General features: G+C 66.9%; 22 protein-coding genes. 11 read left to right on the top strand and 11 right to left on the bottom strand.

Translation table 11 applies throughout. From position 1 onward, the window contains the following. Window positions 1-9: 9 nt before the first annotated feature. The 4 genes from LJ725_RS17470 to LJ725_RS17455 form a co-directional block, all read right to left on the bottom strand. Window positions 10-1,002: a tripartite tricarboxylate transporter substrate binding protein gene (locus LJ725_RS17470; RefSeq protein ID WP_230551921.1), complete on the bottom strand. Its 993-nt coding sequence runs from the start codon at window positions 1,000-1,002 to the stop codon at window positions 10-12. Between the two features lie 105 nt (window positions 1,003-1,107). After that, window positions 1,108-1,506 carry a DoxX family protein gene (locus tag LJ725_RS17465; RefSeq protein ID WP_230551920.1) on the bottom strand — a complete coding sequence of 133 codons (399 nt, stop codon included), beginning with the start codon at window positions 1,504-1,506 and terminating at the stop codon, window positions 1,108-1,110. A gap of 477 nt (window positions 1,507-1,983) precedes the next feature. Continuing rightward, on the bottom strand, window positions 1,984-2,958 hold the full coding sequence (locus tag LJ725_RS17460) for a Bug family tripartite tricarboxylate transporter substrate binding protein (RefSeq protein WP_230551919.1): 975 nt from the start codon (window positions 2,956-2,958) through the stop codon (window positions 1,984-1,986). 22 nt (window positions 2,959-2,980) lie between these two features. Further along, window positions 2,981-3,892 (bottom strand): hypothetical protein, encoded by a 912-nt coding sequence (locus tag LJ725_RS17455; protein WP_230551918.1) that lies wholly within the window; start codon window positions 3,890-3,892, stop codon window positions 2,981-2,983. A gap of 154 nt (window positions 3,893-4,046) precedes the next feature. Here LJ725_RS17455 and LJ725_RS17450 point away from each other — a divergent pair, with 154 nt between their 5' ends. Both LJ725_RS17450 and LJ725_RS17445 read left to right on the top strand, forming a co-directional pair. Further along, complete coding sequence (locus LJ725_RS17450) at window positions 4,047-4,469, top strand: OsmC family protein (protein WP_230551917.1); 423 nt, start codon at window positions 4,047-4,049, stop codon at window positions 4,467-4,469. A gap of 59 nt (window positions 4,470-4,528) precedes the next feature. Next, window positions 4,529-4,870, top strand: a complete 342-nt coding sequence (locus tag LJ725_RS17445) for a hypothetical protein (protein WP_230551916.1) — start codon at window positions 4,529-4,531, stop codon at window positions 4,868-4,870. A 115-nt stretch (window positions 4,871-4,985) separates the two neighbouring features. Here LJ725_RS17445 and xth read toward each other — a convergent pair whose 3' ends face one another. After that, on the bottom strand, window positions 4,986-5,759 hold the full coding sequence (gene xth / locus LJ725_RS17440; protein WP_230551915.1) for an exodeoxyribonuclease III: 774 nt from the start codon (window positions 5,757-5,759) through the stop codon (window positions 4,986-4,988). A 4-nt stretch (window positions 5,760-5,763) separates the two neighbouring features. Continuing rightward, window positions 5,764-7,620 (bottom strand): ABC transporter ATP-binding protein, encoded by a 1,857-nt coding sequence (locus LJ725_RS17435; protein WP_230551914.1) that lies wholly within the window; start codon window positions 7,618-7,620, stop codon window positions 5,764-5,766. 218 nt (window positions 7,621-7,838) lie between these two features. On the opposite strand from LJ725_RS17435, the gene LJ725_RS17430 reads away from it, so the two are divergent. Beyond that, window positions 7,839-9,176, top strand: coding sequence for a histidine-type phosphatase (locus tag LJ725_RS17430; RefSeq protein WP_230551913.1), 1,338 nt, complete (start codon window positions 7,839-7,841; stop codon window positions 9,174-9,176). Here LJ725_RS17430 and LJ725_RS17425 read toward each other — a convergent pair. The 3 genes from LJ725_RS17425 to LJ725_RS17415 form a co-directional block, all read right to left on the bottom strand. Beyond that, window positions 9,173-9,364 carry a hypothetical protein gene (locus LJ725_RS17425; protein WP_230551912.1) on the bottom strand — a complete coding sequence of 64 codons (192 nt, stop codon included), beginning with the start codon at window positions 9,362-9,364 and terminating at the stop codon, window positions 9,173-9,175. The genes LJ725_RS17430 and LJ725_RS17425 overlap by 4 nt on opposite strands. A gap of 200 nt (window positions 9,365-9,564) precedes the next feature. Next, window positions 9,565-10,257 carry a hypothetical protein gene (locus LJ725_RS17420; protein ID WP_230551911.1) on the bottom strand — a complete coding sequence of 231 codons (693 nt, stop codon included), beginning with the start codon at window positions 10,255-10,257 and terminating at the stop codon, window positions 9,565-9,567. A 24-nt stretch (window positions 10,258-10,281) separates the two neighbouring features. Next, the gene (locus LJ725_RS17415; RefSeq protein ID WP_230551910.1) at window positions 10,282-11,007 is read right to left on the bottom strand and encodes an ABC transporter substrate-binding protein; all 726 of its coding nucleotides are present in this window, start codon (window positions 11,005-11,007) and stop codon (window positions 10,282-10,284) included. 123 nt (window positions 11,008-11,130) lie between these two features. Here LJ725_RS17415 and LJ725_RS17410 point away from each other — a divergent pair, with 123 nt between their 5' ends. The 3 genes from LJ725_RS17410 to LJ725_RS17400 are packed head-to-tail and all read left to right on the top strand — an operon-like array spanning window position 11,131 to window position 14,227. Next, a complete protein-coding gene (locus LJ725_RS17410; protein WP_230551909.1) occupies window positions 11,131-12,666 on the top strand; it encodes a carboxylesterase/lipase family protein in 1,536 nt (511 codons plus the stop codon). Further along, window positions 12,663-13,769 (top strand): enolase C-terminal domain-like protein, encoded by a 1,107-nt coding sequence (locus LJ725_RS17405; RefSeq protein ID WP_230551908.1) that lies wholly within the window; start codon window positions 12,663-12,665, stop codon window positions 13,767-13,769. Before LJ725_RS17410 ends, LJ725_RS17405 begins: the two co-directional genes overlap by 4 nt. Continuing rightward, window positions 13,766-14,227 carry a YaiI/YqxD family protein gene (locus LJ725_RS17400; RefSeq protein WP_230551907.1) on the top strand — a complete coding sequence of 154 codons (462 nt, stop codon included), beginning with the start codon at window positions 13,766-13,768 and terminating at the stop codon, window positions 14,225-14,227. The genes LJ725_RS17405 and LJ725_RS17400 overlap by 4 nt, the downstream gene beginning before the upstream one ends. Before the next feature lie 331 nt (window positions 14,228-14,558). Here LJ725_RS17400 and LJ725_RS17395 read toward each other — a convergent pair whose 3' ends face one another. Beyond that, a complete protein-coding gene (locus LJ725_RS17395; protein ID WP_230551906.1) occupies window positions 14,559-16,148 on the bottom strand; it encodes an ABC transporter substrate-binding protein in 1,590 nt (529 codons plus the stop codon). Between the two features lie 168 nt (window positions 16,149-16,316). Next, window positions 16,317-17,396 (bottom strand): LLM class flavin-dependent oxidoreductase, encoded by a 1,080-nt coding sequence (locus LJ725_RS17390; RefSeq protein ID WP_230551905.1) that lies wholly within the window; start codon window positions 17,394-17,396, stop codon window positions 16,317-16,319. 64 nt (window positions 17,397-17,460) lie between these two features. On the opposite strand from LJ725_RS17390, the gene LJ725_RS17385 reads away from it, so the two are divergent. The 5 genes from LJ725_RS17385 to LJ725_RS17365 all read left to right on the top strand — a co-directional run bounded on the left by LJ725_RS17385 (window position 17,461) and on the right by LJ725_RS17365 (window position 25,627). Further along, window positions 17,461-18,468 carry an extracellular solute-binding protein gene (locus LJ725_RS17385; protein WP_230551904.1) on the top strand — a complete coding sequence of 336 codons (1,008 nt, stop codon included), beginning with the start codon at window positions 17,461-17,463 and terminating at the stop codon, window positions 18,466-18,468. Window positions 18,469-18,470: 2 nt separating this feature from the next. After that, window positions 18,471-19,463, top strand: a complete 993-nt coding sequence (locus LJ725_RS17380; RefSeq protein ID WP_230551903.1) for an ABC transporter ATP-binding protein — start codon at window positions 18,471-18,473, stop codon at window positions 19,461-19,463. Between the two features lie 10 nt (window positions 19,464-19,473). Continuing rightward, entirely contained in the window at window positions 19,474-21,129 is a 1,656-nt protein-coding gene (locus LJ725_RS17375; protein WP_230551902.1) for an ABC transporter permease, read from the top strand. A 134-nt stretch (window positions 21,130-21,263) separates the two neighbouring features. After that, a complete protein-coding gene (locus LJ725_RS17370; protein ID WP_268990719.1) occupies window positions 21,264-25,139 on the top strand; it encodes an AsmA family protein in 3,876 nt (1,291 codons plus the stop codon). 269 nt (window positions 25,140-25,408) lie between these two features. Continuing rightward, the gene (locus LJ725_RS17365) at window positions 25,409-25,627 is read left to right on the top strand and encodes a hypothetical protein (protein ID WP_230551900.1); all 219 of its coding nucleotides are present in this window, start codon (window positions 25,409-25,411) and stop codon (window positions 25,625-25,627) included. The last annotated feature ends 25 nt before the right edge of the window (window positions 25,628-25,652 follow it).

Here is a 25,652-nt window from a genome sequence, read left to right as displayed (position 1 = left end):
TTCTCCCGGTCAGGGCTTCGCGAGGCCGGCCTTGATGAGCAGCGGCTTCACCTCGGCATAGTACTTCTCGGCGAACGCTCGGAAATCGGCGGGATTCTTGTCCCACGGCACCTGGATGAACTTCGCGAGATACTCGGTCACCTTCGGCTCGGCGGAGGCCTGCTTGAAGGCCTCGTGGAGCGTGTTGACGATCTCGGGCGGCATGCCCTTGGGACCCAGCAGGCCGTAGGGGCTCTGGCCCACGACGTTGACGCCGAGTTCGATCATGGTCGGAACGTCGGGGTAACGCGGGATGCGCTTCTCGGTGGCGAAGGCCAGGATCCGGCACTTGCCGTCGTCGACGAACGGCGCCCATTGCGCGGCGTCGGCAATGAACTGGATCTCGCCGCTCATCAGCGCCTGCATCCACTCCGCGCCACCCTTGTAGGGGACGTGGGTAAACTTCGCGCCGGTGGCCTGCTCGACCTCGATCATCATGAGCTGGCCGGTGCCGCCTACGCCCGAGGTGCCGTAATTGTACTTGTCGGGGTCCTTCTTGCCCGCCGCGATCATGTCCTGGAACGTCTTCCAGGGAGAATCGGAGCGCACGACGATGCCCATCGTGTAACCGGACAGGCCGGTGATGTAGGTGAAGTCGGTCAGCGGATTCCAGCTGGTCTGCTGATAGTGCGGATAGCGCAGCGTGTTGATGCTCATGACAGCCAGCGTGTAGCCGTCGGGCTTGGCGTTGAGCAGCATGGCCGGCGCCAGCGTGCCGGCGGCGCCTGGCTTGACGTCCACGATGATCTGCTGGCCCAGGATCTTGCCCACGGCCTCGGCGAGCAGGCGCATGTGGACGTCGGTGACGCCGCCCGCGGCGAACGGATTGTAGATCGTGATGGGCTTCTCGGGCTTCCAGCGGGCCTGGCCGCGCGCGACCCCCGCGGCCACCATCGGTGCGGCAAGCGCCGTCGTCCCGGCCAGGGCGGTGAAGCAGCGACGGTTCATCGACATCGGGGACATGAAGGCTCCTCCTGTTTCGTTCTTGTCGTCTCGCACACGGCGAAACGGCTGCGCGAGGCAGCCGTCCGTTCGTTCCATAGCGTCTTGGCGGAGGCGCGTTAAGCGCTACTTCCGGCGTGCGGCGTCGATGCTCCACGGGCCGGGGCCCGCCGCGGCGAAGTACAGGAAGACGAAACAGAAAAGGATCGCCAGCTCGCCGGCGTTGAGGATGGGATAGAAGCCGCGCGGCGCATGGGCCATGAAATAGGCCGCCGCCATCAGTCCCGACAGCACGAAGGAGACGCTGCGGGTGAACAGGCCGAGGATGATCAGCACGCCGCCGACGAGTTCCAGGATGCCGGCGATGCCCGGCGGCGAGGTCAGGCTGAGATTGGCGAACATCGGGACGACGGGGATCTTCAGAAGCTTGGCCGTGCCGTGCTGGAGGAAGAGCAGTCCAGTCATGATTCGCAGGATGCTGAGCAGGCGTGGGGCCCATGCCGAGGCCAGAGCGTCGAAGTTCATGACGAAAATTCCCCATGGTTGAACCGTGTGGAGGCCATCGTCGGTGCGGTTCTCGCTTCTGACAAGGGATTGGACGGTGATCGGGTTACCAAACGGTCAGTGAGCGCTCGCGCTTCGTTGCAGGTTCGGATGTGATCCGCTGCAACCGGTCGCGAGAACTAAGCCGGGACTTCAGGCGATCTGGCTCGGCGGGCCTGCCGGATGGGGGACTGGCGTCGGGTGGTCCTCCGGGATCGGTACGCCGGGACGCCCCGGCATTTCCGGCGGTACGGGATCGACTTTTCCAGGAATGGGCGGGACCGCAGGCACTTCGCGGGGCGGGTCTGCTGCGTGTGAAGTCATCATCCGTTTCCGATCCGATCGCTTTAAGGATGTTCCATGAGGAAACGCTGCGCTTCGGAACAGGGTTGCACGCCGCGTCAATTCAGGACGCGGTTGATCGCGGATTTCGCAGTAACCCGGATGATCTCCGGCAGCCTATTTCTCCGGCACCTTGCCGATCCGTTCCACGGCGACCTTGAGGCGCGCCGCATCCTTGCCGAGGAACACCTTGAATTCGGGGGCATACAGATAGGCGATCGGCGTATCCACCTTGGCCATCGCCTCCTTGAACTCGGGATCCTCCGCCGTGCGCCGGACCGCGTCGCGCAGTGCAGCCTGTATCGGGGCGGGCGTTGCCGCCGGCGCAAACAAGCCCGACCAGATGTAGAAGGTGGCGTCGTAGCCGAGCTCCTTCATGCTGGGGACGTTGGGCAGCGAGGCGAGACGCTTGTCGCCCCATACCGCGAGGGCACGCATCTTGCCCGCCTTGATCTGCGCCATTGCCGCCGACGGTCCGGACGCCAGCGCGTCGATCTGGCCTCCCAGCAGGGCCGCCACGGCGGGGCCGCCACCCTGATAGGGAATGTGGAACAGCTTGATGCCGGCGGCCTCGGCGAAGATCTCCATCGCCACGTGCAAGGTGCCATACACGCCGGACGAGCCGTAGTTGATCGTGCCGGGCTTCGCCTTGGCGGCGTCGACCAGGTCCTTCACCGTCTTGTAGGCACCGTCCTCACGCACCACCAGGACCGTGGGATCGGCGCTGACCAGCGCAATCGGCGCGAACTGGTCGAGTTCGTAGGCGGGCGTCCTTCCCTGCAGCACATCGGCGATCGGCAGCACCGAGATCGACGACAACGCCATCAGCAGCGTGTATCCGTCCGGCGCCGATCGCGCCGCTTGGGCGGTACCCACCGAACCACCGGCGCCGCCCTTGTTCTGCACCACCACCGACTGCTTCAGGATACGGCTCATCACGTGCGCCAGCGGCCGTCCCGTGATGTCGGCCACGCCGCCGGGCGGAAAGGGCACGATCATGGTGATCGGACGCGACGGGTACGCATCCTGCGCCCGGACGGGGAGACCGAGCGGCAGAAGTACAGCACTGGCCAGAAGGGAACGGCGCTTCATTTCTTCCTCCTTTGTCCTGCTTCTATTTCCTGGCGCCGGCCTGGGCTGCGCCGGGTTTCGTACCGGGATAGGTGGCGGTGAAGCCGAAGAAGGTCGAGAGGCCGTTCGGCATCATGATCTTGTCGAGGTCGTCGAGGCCTGCGGTCTTGGCGGGCTTGAGGCCGAGCACGATCGGACCCTTCGGCGCCTTCCAGTCGGCGACGAACGACGCGACGGCATCGAGCGCCTTCAGGGTCTCGCCGCTCTGGACCTGCGCGAAGCCGCCGAGCGCGTCGAGCGCGGTGGTGACCAGCTCCTCGGCGGTGATGCCTTCTTCCTGGGCGGCGGCCGGGATCAGCTTGGCGAACAGCTCCTTGTCGTCGATCGTGAGCGAGGCGCTGCGCAGCCGGGCATCGTCCTTGGCGTTGGCCATGTCGCTCACGCCGTCGAGCACCATCGACAGGGCGAGCCGCGCCTGCCCGCGCAGGGCCACTTCCAGCATGTCGAGTGTGAGCACCTTGGTGTCCGGATCGAGGCGATAGTCGAGTGCGACGTCGAACGGCACCCGCGGGACGCCATAGGGTTCGAGTGCGCTGAACAATTCGTCGTCGCCGGTGATGCCTTCCATCCGCAGCTTGGCGAAGCGCGGCACGAGATCGTCCTTGGCGTCCTTCTTCAGACGATCGAAGTCGAGGGCCTCGACCGTCACCTTGTCGATCCTGACCGTGCTCTCCTTGTCGCCCGTGGCGGCGTTGGCCGGCACGACCGCCACGACGTCGTTCAGGACGAACCCCGCGGCGCCGACCGGCTGGGCGCTGCCGTAGCTGAACTTCTTCAATTCGAACTGGGGCTTGATGTCCTTCTCGAAGCGCTCCAGCCCGTTCTGCGCCGAGGCGCCCGCCGCAAGTCCGATCCACAGCAGCGCCGATAGCAGCGCCGCAAAAACGATACGCATATGTCACTCCTGCTCGTTGACGGCACCCTAGCAGCGGCGGGTGGCAGCGACGAGGGCCAGAACAGGGATGGGTCACCTCATACGAAGGGATGAATCGATTCTGTCATTCGTCGCGGGCATGCTGCCTCCAGCCAACCGCACAGGAGACGAAGACATGATCCGCAAGGCAAAGGCCGCATGGCGTGGCACGGGCAAGGACGGCAGCGGCGATCTCACCACCGATTCCGGTGTGCTTTCCACGACACCCTATTCCTTCAAGACGCGCTTCCAGGGCGAGAAGGGCACCAATCCGGAGGAGCTGATCGCGGCCGCCCATGCCGGCTGCTTCACCATGGCGCTTGCCTTCCAGCTGCAGACGGCGGGCTTCACGCCGACGTCGCTCTCGACCGAAGCCGCCATCTCGCTCGACCAGGACGGCGCGGGCTTCAAGATCACGAAGTCGGCGCTCACCCTGGTCGCCGAGGTCCCGAACCTCGACCAGGCGACCTTCGACAAGCTGGCCGAGGCGGCCGAGAAGGGTTGTCCCGTATCGCGGCTGCTCAACGCGGAGATTACGCTCGACAAGACTTTGAAGTAGCATTCCTTCCTCAGCCCCCGGGGCGCCACGTGGCGTGGCGCCCCGCCCAGGAGTCTTCGATGATCCGCTCGCTCTCTTGTTTCCTCGTCCTGCTTGCCCTGCCGTTGGCAACCGCGTCCGCCCAGAAACCTACGAAGGAAGATGCCGAGAAAATGGTGATCGGTCTCTACGCCGTCTCCATCGCCGTGGACACCTGCGACCTCGACATGACGAAGGACCAGGAGAAGCGCCTCGAGTTCTGGACCGATTGGGCGGAGAAGCAGCTCAACATCGCCGATCGCAAGCTCGACAAGGCCTACGACGCGATGGAGAAGGAAGCGGAGAAGAACAAGAAGGCCTTCTGCGCCGAGATGATGCCGATCGCCGAGAAGGCGCTGAAGGAGCTTCCGCCCTCGATGTAGGGCTCGGCGAAGCTCGGCCCGCCATTGCCGTGGCAATGGCGGGAAGCGCCGAAGAAAGAACGACTACAGCCCCCGACTGCAGCCCCCGACTGAAGCCCCACGACCAGGGCACTCCTTACTTCTTCAGTTCGATCCATGAGGGCGCATGGTCGCTCGGGCTTTGCCGCCCGCGTTCGTCCCGGTCGACGCCGCCGCGTTTCAGGCGCGGGGCGAGATCGGGGCTCACCAGCAGATGGTCGAGACGCAGGCCGGCATCGCGCTCCCAGCGATGTCGCATGTAGTCCCAGAACGTGTACATCGGCGCGTCGGGATGCAGCGCGCGCAGGCTGTCGGTCCAGCCTTGCGCCAGCAGTTTGCGGAACGCGAGCCGCGGCGCCGGCTGCACCAGCGCATCGTTCTTCCATGACCGCAGCGAATAGATGTCGAAATCGGTCGGCACGACATTGTAGTCGCCCGCCAGCACGACCGGCGCGCCGCTCTTCAGGAGCGACTTCGCCTGCCGGTGCAGGCGGCGCAGCCAGTCGAGCTTGTAGTCGAACTTCGGACCCGGCTGCGGATTGCCGTTCGGCGCATAGAGGCAGCCGACCACGATGCCTTTGACCGCCGCCTCGATGTAGCGGCTCTGCGTGTCGCTGCGGTCGCCCGGCAGACCCTTGCGGATCAGGACCGGCGCGGCCTTGCGCCCGAGGATGGCGACGCCGTTCCAGGTCTTCTGGCCCTGCCAGACGGCCGGGTATCCGGCGCGGCGCAATGTCTCCTCGGGAAAGGCCTCGTCGGCCGCCTTCAGTTCCTGCAGGCATACGATGTCGGGCTTCGTGCGCTTCAGCCAGGCAAGCAGGTTGGGCAGCCGCCGATTCACGTTGTTCACGTTGAAGGTGGCGATCTTCATGGCGCTACCGGTAGCCCGCCGCCTGCAGTTCGAACAGTTCGGCGTAGCGGCCCCGCTGCGCAAGCAGTTCCTCGTGCGTGCCCTGCGCCTCGACCTTGCCGTCGGCCAGCACCAGGATGCGGTCGGCCATGCGGACGCTGGAGAATCGGTGGGAGATCAGCACCGCCGTCTTGCCTTCGCTCAGCTCCTTGAAGCGGCGGAACACCTCGTACTCGGCGCGGGCGTCGAGGGCGGCGGTGGGCTCGTCGAGGATCAGCACCTCGGCCTCGCGCATGTAGGCGCGGGCGATCGCTATCTTCTGCCATTCGCCGCCGGATAGCTCGACACCGTTCTTGAAGCGCTTGCCGATCATCTGGTCGTAGCCGTGCGGCAGGCGGCCGATCACTTCGTCGGCCTGGCTGCGAGTGGCGGCACGCGCGATGCGCTCGCGGTCGTCGCGCGCCTCGACCCGGCCGACCGCGATATTGTCGCCGGCCGGCAGGTTGTAGCGCACGAAATCCTGGAAGATGACGCCCATGCTGCCGCGCAGATCATCGAGCCCGTAGTCGCGCAGGTCGTGGCCGTCGAGCAGGATGCGGCCCTCGTCGGGGTCGTAGAGGCGGGTCAACAACTTCACCAGCGTGGTCTTGCCCGCACCGTTCTCGCCGACCAGCGCCACCACCTCGCCGGCCTTCAGGGTGCAGGAGAGATGGCGCACCGCCCAGCGCTCGGCGCCGGGATAGATGAAGCCCACATCCTCGAATACGAAGCCTTCGCGGATCGGCCGGGGAAACGGCAGGGGATCGGCCGGCGAATGGATCTCAGGCCGGACCTCGAAGAAGGTGAAGAGATCGTCGAGATAGAGCGCCTGGCCGGCCACGGAAGAGAAGCCGCTCAGCAGCGCTTCGAGCAGCGTGCGCAGCCGGCGGAACGAGCCCGCGAGGAAGGTGAGGTCGCCCACCGAGAATTCGCCGGTCAGCGTGCGCCAGGCGATGTAGGCGTAGGCGAAGTAGTAGCCGACCGTGCCGATGGTGGTGAACAGCCCGCCCCAGCCGGCGCGGCGCAGCGCCAGGCGCCGGTTGGCGTCGTAGAACGAGGCGGCAAGGCGGCGGTAGCGATCGATCAGGAACTCGTTGAGGCCGAAGATCTTCACTTCCTTGGCGGTCTCGGCGCTGGCCGCGGTCTGGCGGACATAGTCGAGCTCGCGCCGCTCGGGCGTGCGGCCGAAGTCGAGCGAGTAGCTCTTGGCGTTGAAATGGGCTTCGCCCAGGAACGCCGGGACCAGCGCCACGATCAGCAGCACGATCAGCCAGGGCGCGAAGACGATCAGGCCGGCCGCGAGGCTGGCCACGGTGACGAGGTCCTGCGCCTGCGAGAAGAGCTGGCTCATCAGGGTCATGCGGCCGCTGGTCTGGCGGCGGGCGCGTTCGAGCTGGTCCTGGAACTCGGCATCCTCGAAATCCTCGAGGTCGAGGGTTGCGGCATGTTCCATCAGCCGCACGCTCGAACTGGTGCTGACGCGCTCGGCCAGCATCCCGTCGAGCAGCGTGACCACGCGGCCCAGCACGTCGGCCAGCACCGCCACGGCGAACTCGGCCGCCAGCAATAGACCGAGCCTATTGAGATGGCCGCTATCGAGCCACTGCTGCAGCGTCACCGGCTTGTCCGGAAGCTGCACCAGCATCACCACGTCGTCGATGATCAGCTTTCCGACATAGAGCGTGGCCACCGGCAACAGCGCGCGCATCAGGCGCAGGACGATGGTGGTGGCGGTGAGCGACGGACTGGTCGCCCACACCATGCCGAGGAAGGGACGCAGGTTCCGGAGCGCGCCGACGCGTTCGCGAAAGGAGCTGGCGTTGACCGTCGAGGGTGAGGGCATCCCGATCTAACCGCGACCGCAGGGTGGGGGTTCCGGCTCCGTCATTACCGGGCGCTTCCGCACGAAGACATGATCTCGAACGACCCTCTGGGGGCGTTGGCCGACGGTGGGCCGCCGCGCTGAATCCTCCATCGAACGGACATCGGAAATTCTAGCACGGGACGGATGACGGGCGGGACCCTGAGGCGGCATAGTGCGGCCTTCGGGGAGTCACTGCCATGAGTCTACGCGTCCGTACCGCCATTTTCGCCGCCTCGCTCGTCACGTCGGTGGTGGCGATGATCGCGTCCGTCCATGCCCAGATCCTGCCGACCCCGCCGGGCTGGCAGATCGAGCGGGCCGTCGTGATCAACCGGCATGGTGTGCGCGCCCCCATCGCGACCAATGAAGAGCTCGATCGATACAGTGCGACGGCCTGGCCGACCTGGCCCGTGGCGCCGGGCTTCCTGTCGCCGCGCGGCGAGGAACTCATGCGCCTGATGGGCACCTACTATCGCGTGCTGTACGGAGGGCGCGGGCTGATCCAGGCGGACGATTGTCCCACCGCTGGAACGGTCGCGGCCTGGACCGATCTCGACCAGCGCACCCGCGCCACCGGCGCGGCGATCCTCGCCGGCATGTATCCGCGCTGCGCGAACCTGCCGTTGCGCAACCAGGCCAACTTCACCGTGCCGGATCCCATCTTCCACCCCCAGCCGACCGCTTCCTGCCCGATGAACGGAGCGGCCAACCAGGCCGCCGTCATGGCGCGGCTGGGCGGCAGCTTTGCCTCGGCGCTGCAGAACTACGCTTCGCAGCTCACCATGATGCAATCGATCCTCTGCCCGGCCGGTGCGACCAAGGGTGTGGGCGGCGGCAGTTGCGCGCAGGCCGCCATGGCGTCGAGCGTGGTTGCCGATGCCGATGGCTGGGTCAGGATACGTGGCCCGCTGGGCTACGCGGCCACCGCCGCCGAGAACTTTCTGATGCAGTCGGCCGATGGCATGCCGAAGGATCAGGTGGCGTGGGGCCGCCTCGCGCACGACGCGACGCTGAACGAGCTGCTGTCGATCCACCAGTTCGTCCAGGATCTCACGCAGAAGACCGTCCCGATCGCCCGTCAGCGCGGCTCGAACCTCCTCTCGCTGGTCGGTGCGATCCTGGTGAACGGGCACAGGTTCCCCGGCCATGCCGCTACCGGGCAGCCCGTGCGCCTCGGTCTCCTCGTCGGACACCAGAGCAACATCCACAACGTCGCCGCCCTGCTCGGTCTGACCTGGCAGATCCCCGGCTTCCTGCCGGCCGAAGCATCGCCCGGCGGAGCCTTGGCCTTCGAGCAGTTCCTCGATGTCGCGACCGGCAAGCGCTACGTGCGGCTCGCCTACTATGCGCAGACGCTCGACGAGATGCGCCGCCGCGCGGCGCTCAGCTACCGGGATCCGCCCGGCATGACGCAGGTTGCCCTGCCGGCCTGTGCCGCGGACCAGGTCAACAATGCCTGTCCCCTCGACAGCTTCCTGAAGATCGTGAGGGCGGCGGTCGAGCCGGGGTGCGTCTCGTCCACCACCGACTATTAGCGATCGGAGACCAGCCGTTCGCGGCCAAGCGCCGTGATGGCATCTCCCTCGGGACCCGATTCGATCAGCGCGAGGTGAAGCAAGCGGGCGCGATGCCCCTCCGGCATGGAGGATTCGCTCCCGTCGGCGAGCCCCCGCAGAGAGGCGAGCGCCGCCTGCGTCAGCGGCGCGATCAGCCCCTTCGGCATCGTTCGAATGTCTCTCGGCATTGTTTGAAATGAACCTCCGTTTCTCCGCCGGACAACGCGAGGGAAATGCGAAAGTTGAACGCGCATAGGTCGATCGCGCCGGGAACCGCCGCGACTTCGCCCAGTTTCGCGAGAACTCCTGCGGCGGATTTCCGCTACCGCGCCGCGGACCAGTCAAGCCGGTCCGAGGACACCGGGATTCATGCCTTGGTGAACTGCGCGGCTTCCCGCCGACCGGCCTGTTCGCTGGCCATCATCACCAACCCGTAGGTCACGACCAACGTGAAGACGATCGTGGCGTAGAGCGTATAGGGGTGAGTGGCGGCGGCGGCGCCCCGCGGCAGCAGATGGAGGACTTCGAAGCCCAGGACGCCCGCGCGGATCACGCGCGCGATGCCGAGCCCGACGAACGCCAGGGCGGCCGGCAGGCGGCTGCTGAGCTGGTCCTTGTGGCGACCCTGCCAGATCTCCCAGGCGCAGGCGAGCCCCAGCAGGCCGAGGAACAGCGAGAAGGGGATGGCGGCCGCCTGACGCCCCGCGCCGATCGCGCGCAGCACGACGAAGAGGGCGAGAAACGCCAGGCTGACCGTGATCGAGAGCAGGATCAGCCGCAGCAGGTCGACGCGGCCATGATTGTCGAACCTGAGGCTGAGCCACATGCAGGCGAAGCCCGAGACGATCACCATGTCGGCGACAAGCGCCAGGGTGAGGTCGGCCTGCGACGTCTGCAGCCGCAGGATCAGCGCGCCGAGGCTGGTGAGCAGCAAGGCCGCGGTCCAGGCCCGCAGGCCCGGCGCATCGCGATGATGGTACCAGGTGAGCAGCGCGGCGCCCGCGCCGCACACCGTGACGATGGCGCCGATCAGGTAGAGCGTCTTGATGTTGAGTTCCATGAGGGCGCGGCAGCTCCAGGAACGTCAGGCGGGGGGCGCGACCGTCAGGCCCTTGACCTTGTGGCGGTCGATGAAGCCCTGGACGAGACCCGACTTCTTGGCCTTTTCGACGAAGTCGGCAAGGAAGGCCGCGCCTTCGACGTTGGCCTTGGCGGTGCCGACGGCCTGCTGCACGGCGGTGAACTTGCCGTCGAGGATCTTGAGGCCCGGGGCCTTCTCGACATCTTTCAGCAGGCCCGGGCGAAGGCCCGCCAGAACCTCGAGCTTGTCCGACATGAATTTCTGGTAGGCGGCATCGAGGCCGTTCACCTGCACCAGCGTGGCGTTCTTGATGTTGTTGACCAGCCAGAGGTCGTAGGCCGAGCGCGCGGACACGGCGATGCGCACGCCTTTCCTGTCCACGTCGGCGATCGATTTGATCGGTGAACCCTCGGGCACCATGTAGGTGGCCTCGATCTCGACATAGGCGGCGGTGAACTGGATCTTCTCGGCACGCTGCGGCTCCGCGCCGATCAGGCCGATGTCCCAGATATCCTTGCCGACCTGGTCGCCGAGCTCGCCCGGTGTCTTGAAGGGGACGTACTTCACCGGCACGCCCAGCGCTTGCGCGATCGCTCCCGCCATGTCCGGTGCCACGCCGACCGGGTCGTTGGTCTCGCTGCGGCCGGTGACCAGCAGGAAGTTGGAAAGGTTGATGCCGGCGCGCAGGACGCCGGTGGGGGCAAGTTGGGCTCGGGCTTTGTCGGTCATGAGGGCAGTCTATGGGCAACCGCGACCGGATGGTAGACGCCAGAGCGCGCGCTGCGTGCCGGCAGCGAAATAGATGCGATCGCACGGCAGCGCCGGGCGGGCGGTTCGCGCTAGACTGGGGGCATGAGCACAGACGTCGTCGTCGAGACCAGCGCCGGGCGGATCCGCGGCACCCGCGAGCGCGGTGTGGAAACGTTCAAGGGCATTCCGTATGCCGAGCCGCCGCTGGGCGAGCTGCGCTTCCGGCCGCCGCGCAAGCCCAGCCCCTGGACCGGAATCCGCGATGCGACCGGGTACGGCAACATGGCCGTGCAGAGCCAGAACGTCTTCGCACTCCCCGACGACCTGCTGCGCCTCTTCACCCTGGCGGGCAAGCAGAAGCTCGACGAGGACTGTCTTTATCTCAACGTCTGGACACCGGGGCGCGACGGTACGGAGCGCCCCGTCCTGTTCTGGTGTCATGGCGGCGCCTTCATCACAGGCTCGGGCTCTTCGCCCTGGTCCGACGGCGCCAATCTCTGCCGGCTCGACGATGTCGTGGTCGTCTCGTTCAATCATCGCCTCGGTGCGCTGGGCTATCTGCACCTCGAGGATATAGCCGACGATTTCGAGCAGGCGGGCCTTGCCGGCGTGCTCGACATCATCGCGGCGCTCGAATGGGTGCGCGACAATATCGCCCGCTTCGGCGGCGATCCGAGGAACGTCACGATTTTCGGCGAATCGGGCGGCGGTGCGAAGGTGAGCGTGCTGATGGCGATGCCGCCGGCGAAAGGTCTGTTCCACAAGGCTATCATCCAGAGCGGCCCGGCCGTGCAGATGGCCAACCGCGAGGACGGCACCAAGACGGCGCGCCAGATGCTGGAGCATCTCGGCCTCGATGCGTCCGATGCCGGCAAGCTGCGCGCGATGCCGCCGGCGAAGATCCTGGAAGCGCAGGTCAAGGTGCTGGCCGGCGTCAGCCGCGCCGCCTTCGCCGACCGTCGGCGGCTGGGCTTCAATCCGGTGATCGACGGCACGATGTTCCCGGGCGGTCCGTTTGCCCCGAAGGCGCCGCTGGCATCGCTCGAGGTGCCGCTGATGATCGGCAGCAACAAGGACGAGATGACGCTGTTCCTGGGGCACATGCCCTGGGTTGCCGATGCCACGTTCGAGAGCCTGCCGGAATCGCTCGCGCCCTATCTCGGCGCGAAGGCGGCCGAAATCGTCGCCACCTATCGCAAGGCCCAGCCGCGCCTGCGGCCGGACGAGGTCGCGATCGCCATCGTTTCCGACCAGGGCATCCGTGCGCCGTCGCTGCTGATCGCGGAACGCAAGCTGGCGCAGGGGACCGCGCCGGTGTTCGTCTATCTCTTCGCCTGGGAGACCCCGGTGCTGGGTGGCAGGCTGCGTTCCTGCCATACACTGGAGATCCCCTTCGTCTTCTCCAATCTCGAATCGGCGGAACTGACTGGCGACGACGCGGCGCGGCTGCCGCTCGGCGACGCGATGAGCCGGGCCTGGATCGCCTTTGCCAAGAGCGGCAATCCTGGCCATCCCGGCCTGCCGGTCTGGCCCGCCTATACGACGGGGATGCGCGCCACGATGATGTTCGACACCGTTTGCCACCTCGATATCGACCCGTACGGCGTGGAGCGGCGGGTCTGGGAGACCAGGGAATGAAGATCACCGACGTCACGCTGACGCTGTTCGCCTGGGACGATATCCCGCCGACGACCTACGGGGCGCATACCGGCCGCTTCTCGGGCAAGAGCGCGCTGGGCCTGCTGCGCATCGTCACCGACCAGGGCCTCGAAGGTCACGCCTTCCTCGGCTCGGCCATGAATCCCGCGACCACCGACGGGCAGGGGCTGATCACCCACCTCAAGCCGGGGCTCATCGGCAAGGACCCGTTCCAGCGCGAGCACATCAACCAGGAGATCTGGAAGCGCCAGCGCTCGGCCGGCGTGCGCGCCATCGGCGCGGTCGACGTCGCGCTGTGGGACCTGGTCGGCAAGGCGATGGGCCAGCCGATTCATCGCCTGCTCGGCACCTATCGCGAAGCCGTGCCGGCCTACGCCAGCTCCGCCGTGCTGGCTTCGCCGGCCGCCTACGCCGAGGAGGCGATGCGCTTCAAGGAAGAGGGATGGGCCGCCTACAAGATCCATCCCCCGACGCGCTGGAAGGAGGACATCAAGGTCTGCGAGGCGGTGCGTCGCGCCGTGGGCGACTACACGATCATGCTCGATTCGACCTGGAGCTACGACTATCCGGCGGCCGTACGCGTGGGACGCGCCGTCCAGGAGATGGGATTCTACTGGTACGAGGACCCGCTCGCCGACCAGGACATCTACAACTATACCAAACTGAAGCAGCAGCTCTCCATTCCGATCATGGCGACGGAGTATCCAGTCACCGGCCTCGATTCCTATCAGCAATGGATCATGGCGAAGGCGACCGACTATCTGCGCGGCGACGTGGCGGTGAAGGGCGGCATTACCACGCTGGTGAAGACGGCGCATCTGGCCGAGGCCTTCCGCATGAACTACGAGGTCCATCACGGCGGCAATTCGCTGAACAACGTGGCCAACCTCCATGTGATCGCCGCGATCCGCAACACCGAGTTCTTCGAGGTCCTGTTGCCCGACGGCGCGCAGAAATACGGGCTGGAGCGCGACATCGTCGTCGGGCGCGACGGCATGGTGCACGTGCCGAACGAACCGGGTCTCGGGGCCGCCATCGACTTTGCCCTGATCGAGCGCAAGAAAGTAGCCGTCCTGACGTGAGGACGGTCCAGATCTACATCGATGCCGATGCCTGTCCGGTGAAGGCCGAGGTCTACCGCGTGGCCGAACGCTACGGCCTCAAGGTGTTCGTCGTGGCAAACTCCTACATCAACGTGCCGCGCGATCCGCGCGTCGAGCGTGTCGTGGTGAGCGACGGCTTCGACGCGGCCGACGACTGGATCGCCGAGCGGGCCGGGCCCGACGACATCGTCATCACCTCGGACATCCCCCTGGCCGATCGCAGCCTGAAGAACGGCGCAGCAGTCATCGGCTCGAACGGGGTGCCGTTCACCACGTCCTCGATCGGCATGGCGCTTGCCAGCCGCGAACTCATGTCGAACCTCCGCGCCATGGGCGAGATGACCGGCGGGCCGAAGCCGATGGCGGCACGCGACCGATCGCGCTTTCTGTCTGCGCTCGACGAGGCCGTGCAGAAGATCCGGCGCCACCCGTCCTAGGGGCTTTCCGATGCAGACAGGTCAAACACCCGCCTCATTCTGAGAGCCGGGCCGGAAATGAATGCAGCGAAAACAACAGGCTATGAAAAGCCCCTATGACCTCACCCTGAGGAGCATCGCGCAGCGATGCGTCTCGAAGGGTGGGAACGCGTACCTTGCCTGTTACCCATCCTTCGAGCCGCGCCGTGGAGTTTACCCCGATGCACTCGAGGGGCGGCGCTCCTCAGGATGAGGTAAGTGCTTGAAGCGATTCAATTCATTTCGAGCCAGCCTCTCAGGATGAGGCGGGCGTTGGCATGCGCGGCTCAAGCCAATCTCGCCCAGAAACGCCTCAGCGGCGGTCGATCCACACATCCTCGAAGCGGAAGCCGTTGTAGGAGCTGTTGGTCTGCGGCACGAAGCCCTGCACGTAGGGCTGCCAGCAGGTGGCCGCGCGGTTCCACATCAGCGGCGGGCGGGCGCTGTCGGCCAGCAGGCGGGCTTCGAGGTCCCAGACGAGCTGGCGGCGCTTTTCGACGTCGAGTTCCGAGGACTGGGCCTCGAACAGGCGTTCGATCTCGGGATTGCAGTAGCGATTGTAGTTGCGCTCCGAGCGGCAGGCGAAGGTCTCGTAGAAGACCTGGTCGGGGTCGTCGATGGCATTGCCGGTCGTCTCGATCGCCAGGGCGAAGTCGCGGCGCTGCAGGCGCGTGAACCAGTGCACCGTCTCGACCACGTCGAGCGTCGGCTCGAAGTAGATTTCCTGAAGCTGCGTGGCCAGCACCGCCGCCGGGCTGCGATAGAGCGAGACCGCGCGCGTGAAGATCTTCAGCGGCAGAAGCTTGTCCGGCCCGTACCCCGCCTTGCGCATCAGCTCGCGGGCCTCGGTCCGGTTCTTCTCGAGGTCGGCGCCGTAGCCCGGCAGCTTGGCCAACATCTCCGCCGGCAGACCCCAGCGGCCTTCCGGGGCGGGCTGCAGATGCCCGCCGATGACGCCGCTGCCGTCCGAGAGGGAGTCCATGAAGGCCCGTCGGTCCAGGGTGAGCATCAGGGCCCGGCGGACATCCGGGTTGTCGAACGGCGGCGCCTCGCGATTCAGCATCAGGTTCGTGTTGTTGTTCATCGCTGTCGCCTCGCACATCACACGCGGAGACTGACGCCGGACGTCGCGCAGCTGCGACATCGACACGTCGCTCGGAAAGGTCATGTCGTAGCGGCCGGCGACGAAGCTGAGCAGGGCGGTCGAACGGCTGGCGACCACGGAGAACTCGATGCCGTCGAGATAGGGGCGGCCGGCCTTCCAGTAGTCCGGATTGCGCACGAGGCGAATGCGGTCGAACTGGTTGAACGACTCCAGCTTGAACGGCCCGGTGCCGACCGGCTTCACCCGCATCTGTGCCAATGGCACGTGACAGGGATAGATCGGGACGAAGCCCGAAGCCAGCATGGCGAGCAGAGAGGGCTGCGGCCGGTTGAGATGGATCGTGACGTCGAAGTCGGTCGGCGCGCGCACGAAGTTGACGTTGCCGAACCACGAGCCCCGTGGATTGGTGCGCAGCCGGTTACGCGCCCGGTTGGTCAGCAGATTGAAGGTGCATTCGACGTCGCTCGACGTGAACGGCATCCCGTCGTGCCACTTTGCGCCCCGGCGCAGCTTGAACGATAGTTCGGTCCTGTCGTCGTTCCAGGTCCAGGATTCGGCGAGGTCCGGAACGATCGTGTCGTCGGCGTTCTTCGCGACGGCCGGATCGAACATCACGAGGTTGTTGAACACCGGCATGAAGGCCACGACGGTCGAAGCGTTGGCCTCCTCGAGGATCGATGCGCTGGTCGGGTTGTCTCGATGGAAGATGCGCAGCACGCCGCCACTCCGCTGGGCGAGCGCGACGTCGCACCAGCCCAGCAGCAGGGCCAGAGACCCGATCAGCAGCCTCTTACGCATTGTACAAACCTTCACGCGACGCCGGGCCCGCTGGCCTCAGCACTGTCTCAAGGCTGACAGCCTGTCGGGGCGGACGGAAGTTTCATTCCTGCACACTAGGACCGGCGAACGGGACTCGGGAAGGCGACAGGGCTTCTGAAGATACAAGCAATACAAATACCCGCCGGGTCAGGCGGCGTGCGCGGCCCGCATGGCATTCGAATAGCGCGGGCACACTTCCCGGGCGAAGCGCGTCATCATGCGCTGGCGCAGTTCCAGAGGGGTACCGGGCGTGGCCGAGGACACCATGAAATAGTTGAAGCCGAGCGCGGCAAGCTGGTCGATGCGCCGGCAGATCGTCTCGGGGCTGCCCACCAGATTCGAGTCCATGAACGGGCCGAGTTCCGCCGGATCGGTGAGCTTGCGCAGGTTGGCGAACATGCGGCTGAAATCCTGGTACTCGGGGATGTCGGCCCACGGATTGGCGTCGGACTCGTAGTGGGTGCACTGCAGGTCGAAGTAGGGCGGATAGAAGCGGCGGCCCAGCTCGCGTGCCTCCTCGTCGGTGTCGGCGATGAACATCTTCACCGAGATCGGCAGGATCGCATTCCGGGCCGCGGCGCCCGCGCGGGCGCGCCAGCGTTCGAGGATCTTGGTCAGCAGCTTGTCGGGAAAGGTCGAGAGACAGATCGGCGCGACGCCGAGATCGCCCATCACCTCGGCACTCGCCGGGCTGCCGATGGCGCCGTAGAAGCGGACCTTCTTGGTGGTGGGATCGGGCCGCAGCCTGATCGGCTTCTCGATCTTCCAGAACGGCCCGTCATGGGTGAAGGGCTCGCCCTTGAGGCCCTTCTCGACGATGCGGTAGCATTCGGCGAAGCGGGCGCGCGCCTCGTTCATGTCGACGTTGTAGGCGTCGTATTCCATCTTCGCCGTGCCGCGGCCGATGCCGAGATGCAAGGTGCCGTTGGTCATGCTGTTCAGCATGGCGATCTCCTCGGCCAGCCGCAGCGGATGGTACCAGGGCAGCACCAGCACCGAGGTGCCGAGCGACAGGTCGGGAAAGGCCGCCGCGATGTGCGCCATGAAGAGTAGCGGGCTCGGCGTCGGATAGTAGTCGCTAAAATGGTGTTCGAGCAGCCAGGCCGCGTCGAAGCCGAGCTTCTGGCCGAGCGCGCAGTCCTGCATCACCTCGCGGTAGAGCGCCTGGTCCGACTTGTGGACGTCGCTGGCCGGCGCGGCCTGAAACCCGAACGCAATGTCACCCATCGTCGTCGTTTCCTCTTCTTTGTCCCTGACTATATAAAGCCCCGACGCTCAAGGGGAGGACCGGATGGGACCGACGAGACGCTGCATTGCAGCATGGGGCCTGATGTTCGCGGCGATGCTGCCCGTGGCGGCGCAGGCGCAGCAGAAGAAGGTCGTGATCTATACGTCCAACGAGAGCACGCTGAACGATCTCGTCTTCGCCGCCTTCACCAAGGAAACCGGCATCGCCGTCGAGCCGGTCGTTGCGGGCTCCGGCGTGGTGATCCGCCGCCTTCAGGCCGAGAAGGAACGGCCGCTGGGAGACATCGTCTGGGGCATCAGCCGCTCGCTGCTGCAGACCAACAAGGCGCTGTTCGCGCCCTATGCCTCGAAGAACAAGGACGCGATCCCGGTCGAGTATCGCGACCCTGCGGACCTCTGGATCGGCAACAACCTCCACCTGCTGGTGATCCTGCAGAACACCAAGATCCTGCCGGCCGACCAGGGGCCCAAGGGCTGGAACGACCTGCTCGATCCGAAGTGGAAGGGCAAGATCGCCTTCACCGATCCGGCCAATTCGGGCTCGGCCTACACCACGGTCACCATGCTGGTCGACCTGTGGGGCGGCGGCGACGCCGGCTGGAAGAAGGTCGGGCAGCTGTTCCGGAACCTCAAGGTGCTGAACCGCTCGTCGCTGGTCTTCCAGGGCGTCGGCAACGGCGAGTATCCGCTGGGCATCTCGCTGGAATATGCCGGCCCGATGTGGGCCGCGGGCGGCGCGCCGGTGAAGACGATCTATCCGGCCGACGGCACGCTCGCCACCATGGAAGGCGTCGCCATCATCAGGAACGGCCCCGATCCGGAGGAAGCCAGGGCCTTCGTCGATTTCGTGAACCGCAAGGATGTGCGCGAGATGATCCTCAAGGCGACGTTCCGCCGGCCGACGCGCACCGACCTCGACCTCGCGACGCTGCCGGGCGGCCTGCCGCCGATCGGAAGCCTCAAGATGCTGAGCTACAACGAGGATGCCTGGACGGACAAGCGCAAGGAGACGCTCGAGAAGATCAAGGACCTGTTGCAGGAGTCCCGCTGAGCGTGACCGGCATCGTCATTGAAGGCGTCACCCGGACCTTCGGCACGGTTCGCGCGGTCGACGGCGTAAATCTCACCGTCGGCGAAGGCGAGTTCTTCACCCTGCTGGGGCCCTCGGGCTGCGGCAAGACCACCCTGCTGCGCATGATCGCGGGTTTCTGCGAGCTCGACGAGGGCCAGATCCGGTTCGGGACGAAGCGAATCGACACGCTGCCGGCGCATACGCGCGACATCGGCATGGTGTTCCAGAACTATGCGGTATTCCCCAACCTCACCGTGGCCGGCAACGTGGCCTACGGCCTGAAGGCGCGGAAGGTGACCGCGGCGGAGGTGGCGCGCCGCGTCGAGGAAGCGCTGTCGCTGGTCCAGCTCGGCGGATACGGCGAGCGCTGGCCGCACCAGCTCTCGGGCGGCCAGCTGCAGCGCGTCGCCATCGCCCGCGCGCTGGTGATCCGCCCGCAGGTCCTCCTGTTCGACGAGCCGCTCAGCAATCTCGATGCGCGGCTGCGCGTCAGCATGCGTGCCGAGATCCGCGAGCTGCAGAAGTCCCTGGGCATCACCGCGATCTACGTGACGCACGACCAGGAGGAGGCGATGTCGGTGTCCGACCGCATCGCCCTGATGCAGAGCGGCAGGCTGGAGCAGGTCGGCGCGCCGGCCGAGATCTACCGCCAGCCCGCGTCGCGCTTTGCGGCGGAGTTCATGGGCACCACCAACCTGCTCGAACCGAAGGCGCTGGGCCTGTCCGGCGCCGGCCGGGTCTCGCTGCGCCCGGAGGCACTGCGGCTCGATGCCGAGGCGCCGGCTGGCTGGCCGCGGCTGTCCGGCACCGTGGCGCATGTCGAGATCCTGGGACCGATCACCCGCTTCGACGTGCGCCTGGCCGATGGCAGCGTGATCCGCGTGGCGTCGCTCGACGAGCCGCATCGCACGCTGGCGACGGGGGCACAGGTGACGCTGGCCTACGATCCGGCGCGCGTGACCGTGCTGGCCTGATCGTGCTGCCGTGACGCTCACGATCCCGCACCAGCAGCGCCTGCCGCTGGCCATCGCCGCGCTGGGGTTCCTGTTCCTCGGCCTGTTCCTGCTCTATCCGCTGTTCAACGTGTTCGGCGCCAGCGTGCTCGACGGGGACGGCGAGAAGTTCACCTTTGCCAACTACGTCAAGATCCTGGGCCGGCCCTTCTATCGCGGCGCCGTTGCCAACACGCTGATGATCGGCGTCGCGGCCACGATCACCACCATCGTGATCTCGGTGCCCTTCGCCTTCGCGCTGGCGCGCCTGCCGGTGCCGGGCAAGGCCGCGATCGTCGCGCTGGCCGCCATGCCGCTGGTCCTGCCGTCCTTCGTCAGCGCCTACGCCATCGTGCTGCTGCTGGGCCGCGCCGGCGTGGTGACGCAGTGGCTCAATTCCTGGGGCATCGGCTTCGGCTCGATCTACGGCGCCGGCGGCATCGTGCTGGTCTACACGCTGACGCTCTATCCCTATGTGCTGCTGCCCACGATGGCGGGCTTCAAGGCAGTCGACGTGTCGATCGAGGAGGCGGCGCAGAGCCTCGGCTCCTCGCCGCGCCGCACGCTGTGGACCGTCACCCTGCCCATCGTCGTGCCCTCGATCCTGGCCGGCGGTCTGCTGGTCTTCATCGAGACGCTGGAGAATTTCGGCGTGCCTTTCGTGCTGGCCGAGGACATGCCGATCTTCGCCGTGGAAGCCTTCAAGCTGTTCGTCGGCGAGACCGCGCCGAATCCGTCGTCGGCCGGCGTGCTGGGCGTGCTGCTGATCCTGATGACCTCGCTGGTGCTGCTGATCCAGCGCCGCTTCCTGGCGAACCGCCGCTTCGCCACCGGCGCGCGCTCCGCGCCGCCCATCCTGAAGGTCGGCCCCGGCCTCAGGATCGCCGCGACCGTCTATTGCTGGTCGGTCGTGCTGCTGGCGCTGGTGCCGTTCTTCGCCATCGTCGTGCTGTCGTTCATGGAATTCCGCGGGCCCGTGCTCCATCCCAATTTCAGCACGGCCAACTTCACGGCGCTGTTCGAGCGCTCGACGCGGCCGCTGCTCAACACGCTGATGTTCGCCACGCTGGCGGCGATCGGCGTCACGCTGATCGGCGTGCCGATCGCCTATGTGGTGACGCGGCTGCGCTCGGGGCTGGCGGCGGTTCTGGATGTGATCGCCACGCTGCCGTTCGCCGTGGCGGGGACGGTGCTGGCGATCGGCTTCGTGGTGTCGTTCAACAGCGGCTGGCTGATCCTGACGGGCGGGCCGTTCATCATGGTGCTGGCCTACACGGTACGCAAAATCCCGTTCGCGGTGCGCTCGTCCAGCGGCATCCTGCACCAGATCGATCCCTCGCTGGAGGAGGCCTCGATCAGCCTCGGCCGCTCGCCGCTGCAGACCTTCGCGCGCATCCTGGTGCCGCTGATGCTGGGCGGCATCATGAGCGGCTTCGTGCTGACCTGGGTGACCATCGCGTCGGAACTCAGCGCCACCGTCGTGCTCTACAGCGGGCAGTGGCGGACGCTGACGGTCGTGATGTTCCAGGCGCTCGAAGGGGGCGGCGGGGGCATCGCCACGGCGGCGGCGTCGACGCTGATCGTGGTGACCCTGGTGCCGATCGCACTTCTCTACCGGCTGATCCGCCGCTACGAACTCGCGGCGTGACGCCGGCGTGAGGCAAGCGTGTGACCGGTCCCACCCCGCAATGGCCCCAAAGGGGTCTCTCGACTAGACTACAGGCATCCTGCGGCGGCTTCCGGCGTTGATACGCCTGCCGGCGTAACTCGAACCCATTGGCCATGCGGAAGAGAACCTGGATCCGGATCGGAGCGGCTGTCGTGGCGTTCTTCGCCCTGCTGGCGCTCGCCGGTTTCCTGGCGCCGACGCTGCTGAACGTCGATCAATACAAGCCGGCCATGATCGCCGCCGTGAAGGAGGCGACGGGCCGGGAGCTGGTGATCGAGGGGCCGCTCAAGCTCACGTTTTTCCCGAGACCCCGGATCAGCGCCCGGCAGGTCCATTTCGCCAATGCGGTCGGCGCCAAAGGCGCGCAGATGGTGGACGTACGCTGGATCGGCGTCTCGCCCTCGCTGAGCGCGCTGCTGCGCGGCAAGATCGAGGTCGGCCGGCTCACGCTCTTCCGGCCGAACATCATCCTGGAAAGCGACGCCGACGGCCGGCCCAACTGGGAGTTCAATCCGGGCGCCGGCGCCAGCCAGCCCGCCGGCGCGCCCAGCAGCGGCCTGCACCTGGCGATCGGCACGCTCAAGATCCGCGAAGGCACGCTGAGCTACACCAACCCCAAGACCAAGCAGACCCTGAAGGCCGAGAACGTCGAGCTGCTCGCCTCCGTCGGCTCCTTCCAGGGGCCGTTCAGCTTCGACGGCACCGCGACGGTCAATGGCGTGCCCCTGTCGCTGATGGCGTCGGTCGGCACACCGACCGACAAGGGCAACGACATGTCGTTCAAGCTCAAGGTCCAGAGCGGGTCGCTGAACTTCGACGGGCATGTGAGCCGCATCGCCGTCGACGCGGATGTGAAGGGCAAGGTCTCGCTCTCGACCGCCGGCCTGACGGACTTCATCGCCACGCTGGTCCGGGCGGGTGGCCAGGAGCCTCCGGCCTTCGACGCCTCGGTGATCGGCCAGTTGTCGTTCGACGGCGACATCGACCTGTCGGCCGAGCGGCTGGCGCTGACGAATTTCAAGATGTCGATGGCCGAGGAGACCGTCTCCGGCAACGTCGTGCTGACGGGCGGCGCCAATCCGTCTCTCGAAAGCCGGCTGTCGATGGCCAAGCTCGATGCCGGGAAGTGGATTGCGCTGCTGTCCAATCCCGATGCCTTCAAGCCGAAGACCGCCGCGCTCGTTGCGCCGGCCGCGCCCGTCACTCCGGCCAAGCCCGCGGCGACTGACGCGACGACCAAGCCGCCTGCCGCGCCGGCGGGAGCCGCGGCGCCGGCTGGAGCAACGGCACCGTCCGCGACGTCGACCAAGCCCGCTCCCACACCCGCACCCGCCGCCCCGGCGGGCGGCACAGCTTCAGCCGCTGCGTCGGCCAAAGCACCGGCGTCCGGCGCTGCGGCCCCTCCCGCGGCGCCGGCCGTCGCGGCGCCTTCGGTGGCCCCGACAACTGCGGCACCTCCGCCGGCACCCGCGAAGCCCGCGGCCGCTGGTGCCGTCGCAACGGCGCCCGCTACGCCGCCGGCTGCTGGCGCCAAGCCGAATGCCGCCCCCGCCACCCCGGCCGTCACGGCGCCGCCCGCAAACGCTTCGACCAATCCGCCCGGTGCGGCGGCTCCTGCGCCATCAGCGGCCCCGGCAGCGGCGAAACCTCCGGCCGCCGGTTCCGCCGCAACGGCGCCCGCCTCGCCGCTGGCTGCCGGCGCCAAGCCGAATGCCGCACCGCCTGCCAGTCCTGCAGCAAACCCGCCGGCCAATCAGGCGGCCAAGCCCGCGACCGGCCCGGCGGCCCCGGCCAAGGCACCCGCTGCGCCGGCCTCGCTGTCGCCGTTCCCGCCGGCCTTCACCGTGCTGTTCTCGATCGACGCCAAGGAGGTCATCTACCGCAAGGGCACGATGCGTGACGTGGCGCTCGCGGTGGAGATCCGGAAGGGCGTGATCGCGGTGCCGCGCCTTAGCGCCATCCTGCCGGGAGACATGGTCCTGGAGGCCAATGCCGCACCTTCGGCGGCGGGGGCGGCGACCGAAGCCGGCGCCAAGCCGGTTGCCAACCCGGTCCAGTCGGCCGGCGCGTTCAGCCTGAGCGGTTCGCGCCTGCGCGAGACCCTCGCCTGGCTGGAGATCGACACGTCCGGGATCCCGGCCAGCAAGCTGCAGTCGCTGTCGATCCAGGGCAAGGTCGCCTCGACGGCGAACAGCCTGCAGATCTCCGACCTCGCCATGAACCTCGACGGTCAGCCCGCGACCGGCAGCGGCAGCATCGCGTTCGGCGTGCCGCTCACCGTCGCAACCTCGGTGCAGCTCGATCGCTTCGATCTCGATGCCTATCTGCCGCAGCCGAAGGAGGCTGCGCCGCTCTCCTCCGTGCTGCCGCCGGCCGCAACGACAGCGACCGCGCCCGTGCTCACGGCGCCCGCCGCGTCGGCGCCTCCGGACAAGACGCTGCCGGTGCTCGGGCTGAAGGCCAAGGTCGCAAAGCTGCAGTTCCGGGGAGAGACGTTGAGTGGCATCGACGCCGATCTCGCCATCCAGGGCAATCTGCTGAAGGTGAACGGTCTCAAGCTGGCCGACGTGCTCGGCGCCAAGTTCGACTTCAAGGGCCAGGTGCTCGACTTCGGTACGGTCCCGCGCTTCGACGTCACCTTCAACGCGAGCATGCCCGACACCGACAAGCTGCTGGTCTATGCCGGCCTGCCGAAATTCCTGAACGGCAAGCTCGGCGCCTCGACCGCGGGCGGCAACGTCGCGGGCACCACGGAGGCGCTCACGCTGCGCGGTGCGTCCGTGACGGCGGCCGGTGCGACCGCGCAGGCCACGGGGTCACTTGTGCTGGGCGACAAGTTCGGCTTCGACTTCTCGAACTTCAGCGTGCAGGCCCAGGATGCCAGCCGACTCGTCTCGGTCGCCACCGGGCGCCCGCAGGAGGGGCTGGGTGCCCTTGCCGCCGAGGGCGCGTTCAAGGGTAACGAGCAGCGTGCGTCGTTCGATGGAAGCCTGACGGCCCTGGGCACGCAGATGGCCGGTCGTGTCGACGCGACGCTGGGGCAGCGTCCAAACTTCAGCGCCAATCTTCGGATTCCCGGGACGCTCGACCTCGACGACTGGCTGGGAGTCACCGACGCACCGCCGGCCGCGGTGCCCACGCCGGCACTGCCGGCGGCGCCGGCGGGCCCGAATGCGGCTGCGGTGCCGCTGCCGTCCCGCGCGCCCCGCGCGGCCGCCGGCAAGCAGATCGATCTGTCGGCCCTGCGCGCGTTCGATGCGACCCTGAGCCTCGAGACCAGCGCGATCGAATTCGGTTCGCTCAAGGTGACCTATGCCGACATGGACGCGACGCTGAAGAACGGCGTCGTGAAGGTGTCGAAGCTCACCGGCCAGTTCTACAGCGGCGCCGTCGATTTCGGCGGCACCATCGACGCGTCGAAGGATACGATGACCGTCGATGTCGCGGGTACGCTGCAGGGCATCTATGTCGGCGAGATGCTTCGCGGTGCAGCCGGCCAGAACGTCTTCGGCAACGAGCATCTGATGGTGGCGGTCGACGGCAAGATCAACGTCATGAAGATCGCGCTGCAGGGGCAGGGCAACTCACCGGAGCAGATCCGCGATTCGCTCGTCGGGCAGGGGCATCTGTCCGGCGTGATCTACCCGTCGGTGGCCAAGGGGTCGCTCGGCCTGGCATCGTTCGCCACGGGAGTCGGCAGCATCTTCAGCACGGAAATGGGATTCGGCTCGGCTGTTCTTTCGGGCTTCATCAACGCGCAGAGTTCGATCGAAGGCGACATCACGCTCTCGAACGGCGAGATCCACCTGCAGAACCATGCCGTGAAGGGTCCCAATGCGACGGCACGCATCGACAGCCGAACCAAGCTGACCTCCGCCACGACGGAGACGACCATCGCGCTGGACGCCGGCTCGAACGGCGCGACGGACTATGTGATGACGGTCAGCGGCCCGATCTCGTCTCCGACGATGAGCATTCGCGGCAGGTGAACCTCTCGGAATTCCTTCGCGTGAACGTCTTGGCGGAATAAAAAAAGACTTGGTCCGTTCAGTCGATAGTTGCCGGAGCCTCTGGCCAAGTGGTGGGGCAGATCACCCAGTTGGGTGGGGGAAATCCCCCATCGCGCAGGGACGCTGTCCGCTGACGACTCGGGAAAAGCACGCTGAATCAATAAGTTGATCCTCTTTGGCACGCTGGCACGGCTTTGGCGATGTGCTGGAAGGGCGCTGAAAGCGTCCGCAACCAAGGAGGTAAGCTCATGAAGACGACCATTCTCGGCGCACTCGTCGCCGTTTCTCTGCCCGCTCTGGCTTTCGCTGCGCCGACGTTCCAGCCTTCCGTCGAGACTCTCGCTCCGGCCGAGCAGGCCGCGACCGTCGAGCAGTCGCAGGACGCCAACCCGCTCATCACCGTTCGCGAGGCCGAGTCGCGCAACGGTCGTGGCCGCGACCGCGATCGCGGCCGCGGTCGGCCGTAGTTAGCCCGCAATGCCGGACCCGGTG

The sequence above is a fragment of the Reyranella aquatilis genome (genome assembly GCF_020880995.1).
GTDB classification, from domain to species: Bacteria; Pseudomonadota; Alphaproteobacteria; order Reyranellales; family Reyranellaceae; genus Reyranella; species Reyranella aquatilis.
The sequence above is the reverse complement of the archived record's forward strand: the minus strand, read 5'-3'. Positions and strand labels throughout refer to the sequence as shown.